7 protein-coding genes are annotated in these 8265 nt (G+C 68.0%); 4 read left to right on the forward strand and 3 right to left on the reverse strand.

Annotated elements, in window-relative coordinates; all coding sequences use genetic code 11:
• Together DSP71_RS08245 and DSP71_RS08250 are read right to left on the reverse strand one after the other, a co-directional pair.
• Positions 1 to 1776: peptidase C14 (locus DSP71_RS08245; RefSeq protein ID WP_258546329.1), on the reverse strand; the 1776-nt coding region annotated here is incomplete at its 3' end.
• Positions 1773 to 3128, reverse strand: coding sequence for an MFS transporter (locus DSP71_RS08250; protein WP_113680834.1), 1356 nt, complete (start codon positions 3126 to 3128; stop codon positions 1773 to 1775). The genes DSP71_RS08250 and DSP71_RS08245, both read right to left, overlap by 4 nt.
• A gap of 150 nt (positions 3129 to 3278) precedes the next feature.
• On the opposite strand from DSP71_RS08250, the gene DSP71_RS08255 reads away from it, so the two are divergent.
• From DSP71_RS08255 to DSP71_RS08270, 4 genes are all read left to right on the forward strand, one after another.
• Complete coding sequence (locus tag DSP71_RS08255) at positions 3279 to 3935, forward strand: GntR family transcriptional regulator (protein WP_046748137.1); 657 nt, start codon at positions 3279 to 3281, stop codon at positions 3933 to 3935.
• 8 nt (positions 3936 to 3943) lie between these two features.
• Complete coding sequence (locus DSP71_RS08260) at positions 3944 to 4786, forward strand: SDR family NAD(P)-dependent oxidoreductase (RefSeq protein ID WP_113680835.1); 843 nt, start codon at positions 3944 to 3946, stop codon at positions 4784 to 4786.
• Between the two features lie 109 nt (positions 4787 to 4895).
• Positions 4896 to 5339, forward strand: a complete 444-nt coding sequence (locus DSP71_RS08265; protein ID WP_197429177.1) for a MarR family winged helix-turn-helix transcriptional regulator — start codon at positions 4896 to 4898, stop codon at positions 5337 to 5339.
• Positions 5336 to 6322, forward strand: coding sequence for a zinc-binding alcohol dehydrogenase family protein (locus tag DSP71_RS08270; RefSeq protein ID WP_174799740.1), 987 nt, complete (start codon positions 5336 to 5338; stop codon positions 6320 to 6322). The genes DSP71_RS08265 and DSP71_RS08270 overlap by 4 nt, the downstream gene beginning before the upstream one ends.
• A gap of 155 nt (positions 6323 to 6477) precedes the next feature.
• On the opposite strand, the gene DSP71_RS08275 is transcribed toward DSP71_RS08270, so the two are convergent.
• Positions 6478 to 8265: peptidase C14 (locus tag DSP71_RS08275; RefSeq protein WP_220151097.1), on the reverse strand; the 1788-nt coding region annotated here is incomplete at its 5' end.

Genomic DNA, 8265 nt, shown 5'->3' on the forward strand with positions numbered 1-8265 from the left:
CGCACCCGGCGCCGGGCCGCTGAGGCGGCAGTCCACGAACTCGACCGGACCCGACCCGCGAGCCTTGACCCCGTCGATCCCGGTGATCGTGCAGTCCACGAAGCGCACAGGAGCCGTGACCGGGGTCTGCACGAGCACCTGGTCCTTCGGCAGCGCGAAGGTGGAGTCCGAGATCACGGTCGGTCGCGACGAGCGCTGCGACCGTTGTCCGATCGCCAGAAGTCCCGCAGTGCACCCTCGCACCTGGGCGCCGTCTGCGTTGATGGTCATGGACGCCTGCGGATCGAAGGTGGAGCGGCCGATCACGCGCACGTTCTCCAGCGTCAGATCGCTGATCTTGGTGCCGGCGACGAACCAGGAGCAGACGTGGTCGCGCACCGTGATGCGCTTGGCGGCGGTGCCCCACTGCGCGCCGGAGTTCGCGATGTCCATCAGACCCGAGTTGCCGATGAAGGTGAGGTCGTGCTCGTACTGCCCGTGCGTGGTGAACGGGTTGCCGCCCTGGTCGTCACCGTCGCCGTGGCAGTTCTCGACGATGCAGTAGGCGCTGGCGGTGAGGTCGTTCAGGTGCCGGGCGTTCGACGACGTGCAGTCGCTGACCCGTCCGTAGAGGCTGTAGATCTGCTGCGTGAGGTAGCCCGCGCCACCGTAGAACACGGTCGGCGGGTTCTCCACCGAGCAGCGTTCCGTGGTGAAGTGCGTGTTCCAGCGCCGCATGATCACGGGCCACCAGGTGCGGCTCGCGTGCACGTCGGCGACGTCGCAGTGGATCGCGTACTCGAAGGCGATCGGGTGGGAGCCGGTGAGCTCCCGAGAGTCGGGGAAGGAGCCGTCGGTGGGGCCGTCGAAGGGTCCGGCGCCGAGGAACCGCATGTTCGCGATGCGCACGCCAGCGACCGGTTCCATCTGCCGCCAGATGAGCTTCCGACCCTTGTCGAGCGGCCAGCCGTTGAGGTAGTCGATGCGGATATGGGTGCCGTCGATCTGCTGTGTCACCTGCACGAAGCGCTGGAGTTCGCGCTCGTCCGCCCCTCCGCCGGCGACGGGATCGCACTGCAGCGCCCACCAGGAGTCGACGGGGAACCGGGACGCATCGGGCACGGAGACCGCGTCGGTCAGCTCGGGCCAGGCGTCGGCCAGCGCATGCTCGACCACGACGTCCTTCGACACCCCGGTGAAGAACATCACGGCGCCGAACGGGTTATCGTGACTGTTCGGCTCGATGCCGTCGGTCGTGATGACGTGTCCGCCGAAGTCGATCTCGAGGTACGACCGGCTGAACCGGTGCCGCCGCTGGAACAGCAGGTCGGTGCTCGCCTCGATCCGGCGGATGCGGGGATCGTTCACCATCGCCGCGAGCGCATCGTCGGCCGCGGTCTCCGGTCCCGCGATGCCGAAGACCCGGAAGTCGACGGTGCCGTCGTGCTGCAGCAGCCAGCGGCTTCCCCGCTTGCCGGCGATGACCGTACCGCCGTTCGCTTCGATCTTCGCGTTCTCGGCGCCGACGTAGACGAGCAGCCCGGCGTCGCCCGGCGTGCGGTACCCCGCGACGATCGCGACCTCACCGTCGCGAGCTCGGAGGCGGGACAGCTCGGCGACGGACTCCGCTCGCGTGAGATCTTTCGCACCTGCCACGACGGGGGCCGCCTGTGCGGGCGCCGTCACGGCGAGGGAGCCGGCCGCACCGAGTGCGACCGCACCGAGTCCTGCCATGAGGGCACGGCGACTCGAGGAGCGCACGGTCTCCTCCGGCACCAGGGGAGTCCGCGCGGTCATGAGAGCTTCTTCTCGGCCAGCAGCACCTCAGCGGGAACCGTGAAGTCCGGTCGCCGGCTCAGCACGAACGCGATGGTCGCCCCGAGCAACGTGAGTGCGGAGATCAGCAGCAGCCCCCAGATCGCGGAGCCCGTGGTCTCACTGATCCACCCGATCGCATACGGCCCCGCGAAACCGGCGAGGTTGCCGACGGAGTTGATGAACGCGAGTCCGGCCGCGGCCGCCGTTCCCGTGAGCACCATGGGCGGCAGGCTCCAGAACAGCGGTGTCGTCGAGAACAGCGCCGACATGCCGACGCACAGGGCGGCGAGCGCGAGCACCGGTGTGCCCTGCGCCGCGACCGCGGCCATGAGCGAGAGAGCGGTGATCGACAGCGTGATGCCGATCTGCAGCGGGATGTTGCCCTGCTTCCTGGCGGCACGCTCCCACGGCAGCATGACCAGCGCCGCGCACAGGTTCGGCAGCGCGACGAGCCAGCCCGTCGTGGTGTTGGAGAAGTCGCCCATGCTCTTGACGATCGTCGGCAGCCACATGCCCAGCCCGTACGCACCGAACACGACGCCGAAGAACAGCACGATCAGGGTCCACAGACGCCCGTTGCTGAACACCTCGCGCAGGCGCAGGCGCCCGTGCTTCTGCTCGGTCGCCGCGGTCTCGACAGCCAGAGTGTCGGTGATCCAGCGCTGCTCCGTCTTGTCGAGCCAGCGCGCGTCCTGCGGGCGATCGGGCAGCCAGAAGAAGACCACGAAGGCGAGGAGCACGGCGGGGATGCCCTGCAGCAGGAAGACCAGCTGCCAGCCGTCGAGCCCCCACATCCCGTGGAGTTCGAGCATCCAACCCGACAGCGGTGCGGCGACGGCGTTCGCGATCGGGTTCGACAGCACGAACACGACCAGCACCTGGGTGCGGTATTGCCGGGGGAACCAGAGCGTGAGGTAGAGGAGCACCCCGGGGAAGAACCCGGCCTCGGCGATGCCCAGGATGAACCGCGCGATCGCGAACTGCGTGGCATCCTGCACGAACGCGGTGAGGGCGGCGACGAGCCCCCAGGAGACCATGATGCGGGCGATCCACTTGCGGGCGCCGAACCGCTCGAGCAGGAGGTTGCTCGGCACCTCGAAGAGCAGATAGCCGATGAAGAAGATGCCGGCGGCGAACCCGAAGGCGGCCTCGGTGATCTGCAGCGCGGCCGTCATCTCGAGCTTGGCGAACCCCGCGTTGTTGCGGTCCATGTAGGCCACGAGGTACAGCAGCCCGAGGAACGGGCCGAGGCGCCAGATGGCCTTCTTCATGGCGGAGGCTCCGACCTCCTCGGGTGTGCGCGTATCGGGGGCGGTTCGGGTCCCGGACATGACAACTCCTTCGTCATCGGTGGATAGGCTTGCTATAGCATCTAGCAAATCCGGCGCCGTGTCCACCCATCGACGAAATGCCATAGCATCGATCGAACGATTGCGCGCCCGCTCGACCAGACGGCACCGTGCATCGAGAAGGGCAACCGAATGCGCAGCGTCTCGGATCAGAACATCGCCGAACAGGTGGCAGACGAACTGCGCACGGCCATCCATTCGGGAGAACTCGCCCCCGGCGAGCGTCTGGTCGAACGCAAGCTCGCCGATCGACTCGGTGTCAGCCACATCCCCGTGCGCGAGGCCCTGACCCGGCTGGCGGAAGAGCGCCTCATCACACGGGAACCCCGCCGCGGTGCACGCGTCGCTCAGCTCAGCGCACAGGACCTCGAGGAGATCTCCAGCCTGCGGATCGTGCTCGAGCAGTTCATGGCCATCCGCGTGCAGGAACGGTGGAACCAGGAATCCGCTGCGCGGCTCGGGGCCATCATCCAGTCCATGGCCGACGCCGCCCCTGGCGACATCGCCGAGGTGCTGCGCCAGGATCGCCTCTTCCACGAGACGCTCGCCGACCTCGCCGAGCACCGATTCCTCGACGAGGTGAGCGGCCAGCTGCGCGGTCGCATCACGGGCTTCATCCAGGCGGCCAACTCCGCGCTCGATCCCGCCGAGCAGGAGGAGCATGTGCGCAGCCACCAGCAGATCGTCGATGCGATCGCGAGCGGCGACCCCGAACGGGCACGCACCGTGATCGCCGAGCATGTCACCAGGGCCGTGCAGCGCATCACGCCGTCCGTCTCGGCCGAGTGAGCCGCACCATGACACCGAAGACCATCGTCCTCACCGGAGCCTCCGACGGCATCGGCGCCGCCGCCGCGCGACAGCTCGCAGGACCCGCCCACCGCCTCATCCTGGTCGGCCGCTCCGCCGAGAAGACCCGTGCCGTCGCCGAGGAGACCGGAGCCGAGTGGTTCACCGCCGACTTCGCCCGGCTCGACGACGTGCGGGCGCTGGCCGGGAAGATCGCCGCCGCCGTGGGGGACACCGGCATCGACGTGCTGGCCAACAACGCGGGCGGCATCTTCGGCGATCGCACTCCGACCGTCGACGGCTTCGAGAAGACCATGCAGGTCAACCACCTGGCACCGTTCCTGCTCACGAACCTGCTGCTTCCGCGGCTGCTGCGGGCCGGAGGTGCGGTCATCAACACGTCGAGCATCGCCCATCGCCTGTTCGGGCACCTCGATGTCGACGACCTCGACAACACCCGCCGGTTCAGTCCGAACAAGGCTTACGGGGATGCGAAGCTCGCGAACGTGCTGTTCGCCAAGAGTCTGCACACGAAGTTCCACGCCGACGGACTGAGCGCCGTGGCGTTCCACCCCGGCACCGTGCAGACGAACTTCGCGTCGGACTCGTCGAGCATCATGCGGCTGCTCTACCGCACGCCACTCAAGCACCTCATGCTCATCGGTGCAGACAAAGGCGGCGCGACCCTGCGCTGGTTCATCGAGGGAACCCCCGATGAAACGTGGTTCTCCGGCGCCTACTACGACGAGCGTCAGCTGACCGCGAAGGTCAATCCGCAGGTGAACGACGCGGCTCTCGCCGAGGCGCTCTGGCAGCGCAGCGCCGAGCTCGTCGGCCTCCCCGCCGCTTAGGCCCGCCCCCTCGCCCGCGGGCGGGAATCACCCTTCTCGCACCCTGGTCCACGGAATCGCCATATACTTGCCATGGAAAGTAAGCCAGTGGTCGTGGAAAGGATGCGCCGTGGACCTGCATCGACTCTTCGATGATGTGATCCGCTTCGAGATGGAGATCTGGGAGGCGGTCGACCGACGTCTCCGCGCCGAGCATTCCCTGCCGCTGAGCTGGTTCGAGCCCATGCGGGCCATCGACAGGATCGAGAACTGCCGGGCCTCCGACATCGCGACCGAGCTCTCGATCACCGAGGGCGGTACCAGCAAGCTGGTCGCTCGCATCGAAGCAGCGGGCTACTGCGAGCGCACACCGAACCCCGACGACCGACGGGCCTCGTTCATCACGCTCACGCCGGCGGGCAAGGACATGTTGACGATCGCGACCGAGACCTTCGGCAGAGAGCTGGAGCCGTGGTTCCAGAGCGTCTTCGCTGCCGACCTTGAGCACTTCGCCACCACGCTCGCCACCCTTCGGGTGCGCAAGCCCGTACCGACGACAGGAGTCACCCCATGACCGAGATGATGCGCGCGATCGTGCTCGACACACCGGGCCCCGCGGAGGCGCTCACGATCCGAGAGCTGCCGATTCCGACACCGAGCGAGGGCTGGGTGCTGATCCAGGTGAAGGCGTTCGGCCTGAACCGCTCCGAGCTGCACACCCGGCTCGGCCTCGCGGAGGGCGTCACCTTCCCCCGCGTGCTCGGCATCGAGGCGACGGGCGTCGTCATCGACGCACCCGGTGGCGAATTCACCCCCGGGCAACAGGTCGTGGCGGTGATGGGCGGGATGGGACGCACCTACGACGGCGGATACGCCGAGTACACCTGCGTCCCCGCGACCCAGGTCATCGCTTTCCAGAGCAACCTCGACTGGGGCACCCTCGGCGCCGTTCCGGAGATGCTGCAGACCTCCTACGGATCGCTCACCGTGGGGCTCGATGCCCAGCCCGGCCAGTCGATCCTGATCCGCGGCGGCACCTCGTCGATCGGGATGGCGACCGCGGTGCTCGCGAAGCAGCGCGGAATGACGGTCTTCTCGACCACACGCAACCCGAACAGGGCCGACGCCCTCACCCGCATCGGCGTCGACCATGTGCTGATCGACGACGGCGACGTGCAGGCGCAGGTCAGAGCGATCCTGCCCGACGGCGTCGACACGGCCCTCGAGCTCGTCGGAACACCCACCCTGCCGGACACGCTCCGCTCGACCCGCGTACACGGCGTCGTCTGCTTCACCGGGATGCTCTCGAACCAGTGGACCGTGAAGGACTTCTACCCGATCGAGTACATTCCCCGCGGCGTGCGCCTCAGCGCCTACGGCGGAGGCGCGGCCGACCTGCCGCCGACCGTGCTCCAGGGCTTCCTCGACGCGGTCGCGGCCGGCGAGGCCACCGTGCCGATCGACCGGGTCTACGCGTTCGACCAGATCGCCGAGGCGCACACCGCGATGGAGCAGGGCACCGCCGTCGGCAAGCTCGTCGTACTCACCGGCCTCTGACCCGCCGGCGCCGCAGGCATCCGCGGCCCGCCGAGTGCACGGGTTCTCGCCGAGTGCACGGCTCCTTCACGTCGAGAAGCCGTGCACTCGGCAACATCCGGTGCACTCAGCGCTGGGTCGCGGGGCAGGTCGCAGGGGCAGGTCGCGGGTCCGGGTCAGACCACGAGGTTGGCCGTGTCCACCACGCGCGGGCTCTCCGTGGGGAAGGCAGTGCGAGTCACACCCGACTCGACGTTGCCGGTGTGAAGCAGCGTGGACGAGCCCCCGAACGCGGTGTCCGTCAGCTCCAGCGCTCCGCCCTCGAAGCGGTTGCCTACCGCGCGGTAGTGGTTGGTGCCCTTCGTGACCGAGACGTGCGTGGCCGAACCTTCGGCGCGGAAGGTGCTGTCGCTCAGCGTCAGGTGCAGCTCGCCGTCGCCGGTGCGTGCGACACCGATGCCGCCCTTGTTCGCGACGTCCGATCCCGCGATCTCGACTGCCTGACGCTCTGCCCTCGCTGCCGCGATACGCACGTTGCGGAGCGTCGCTCCCTCGAAGCGCAGGCGCTCCGACGACGACGCGATCGGCGCGGCATCGTCGGCCGCCGTGAGTGTCGAGCCGCGGAACGTGACCGCACCTGCACCCGCGATCTTCATGCCGCCGACCCGATCGAGCACGGTGTCGACGAACGTGACCGGCGTCTTCACCGTGGCGTTGGTGAGCTCGCCGGGGGCAACGAACGTGAAGTGCGAATCCGTGATGGTCGTCGGCCGTGCCGAGTTGTCCGAGGCCTGCGTGATGATGAGCGTGTCAGACGCGGTGCACCCCCGCAGCTGCGCGCCGTCGGCGTTGATCCACAGCATCCCCGAGCCCGCGAGCGACGGCTTTCCGATCACCTGCACATCTTCGAGGGTGAGGTCGGTGATGCGCACACGCGCGACGAACCACGAGCACACGTGCTTGCGCACGGTGATGCGCTTGGCCGCAGAACCCCAGGCTGCACCGGAGTTCGCGAACGTCATGAGTCCCGAGTTGCCGGTGTAGGTGAGGTCGTGCTCGTACTGCCCGTGCGTGACGAACGGACCCTGGTCATCACCGTCGCCGTGGCAGTTCTCGACCAGGCAGTAGGCGCTCGCGGTGAAGTCGTTCAGGTGCCGGGCGTTCGCGGTGTGGCAGTTGGCGACGTATCCGTACAGGCAATAGATCTGCTGCGTCAGGTAGCCGGCACCTCCCCAGGTGACCGAGGTCGGGTTCTTCAGCGTGCAGCTCACGGTCGAGTAGTACGTGTTCCAGCGCCGCTGGATGAGCGGCCAGAACGTGCCCGTGCCGTCGATGTGGTCGACGTCGCAGCGCACCGCGTACTCGAACGCCAGCGGGTGCGAGCCGGTGTACTCGTCGGTGCCGGTGCCGAGGAACTTCAGGTTCGAAACCGTCACGTCCTGCACCGGCACGACCCGTCGCCAGGTCATCGTGCGATCCTTACCGAGCGGCCAGCCGTTCTTGTAGTTGATGCGGATGTGCGTGCCGTCGACGATCTGCGTCACCTGCACCATCCGCTGCAGCTCGCGCTCCCAGCGACCCGACAGCGCGTTCACCTCGGCGGCATACCAGTCCCCGACCGCGAAGAACGAGGAGTCGGCGACCGGGAAGATGTCACCGAGGTCGGGCACGACCTCGCCGAGCTTGGCCTCCTGCACGGCATCGGTCACCTCGCCGCGGAAGAACATGACCGCTGCGAACGGATCGTCCTTGCCGGCGTTCTCGATGCCGACGGTGGTCATGAGGTGTCCGCCGAAATCGAAGGCGATGTTCGATCGGGAGAACTTGTGGCGACGGATGAAGTTGAGGGGGCTGTGCCCCTCGACGCGATGGATGCTCGCGTCGTTCACCATGGCGTCGAGGGCGTCGTCGGCGTTGACGCTCGCATCCATGATCCCGAACATCCGGAAGTCGACGACCCCGCC

It is taken from the genome of Microbacterium sp. H6 (assembly GCF_003314775.1).
Classification (GTDB): domain Bacteria; phylum Actinomycetota; class Actinomycetes; order Actinomycetales; family Microbacteriaceae; genus Microbacterium; species Microbacterium oxydans.

Bases quoted from the DNA above. Each gene is read 5' to 3' on its own strand.
- DSP71_RS08250 (WP_113680834.1), bottom strand. From the start codon at position 3,128: ATGTCCGGGACCCGAACCGCCCCCGATACGCGCACACCCGAGGAGGTC.
- DSP71_RS08255 (WP_046748137.1), top strand. From the start codon at position 3,279: ATGCGCAGCGTCTCGGATCAGAACATCGCCGAACAGGTGGCAGACGAA.
- DSP71_RS08260 (WP_113680835.1), top strand. From the start codon at position 3,944: ATGACACCGAAGACCATCGTCCTCACCGGAGCCTCCGACGGCATCGGC.
- DSP71_RS08270 (WP_174799740.1), top strand. From the start codon at position 5,336: ATGACCGAGATGATGCGCGCGATCGTGCTCGACACACCGGGCCCCGCG.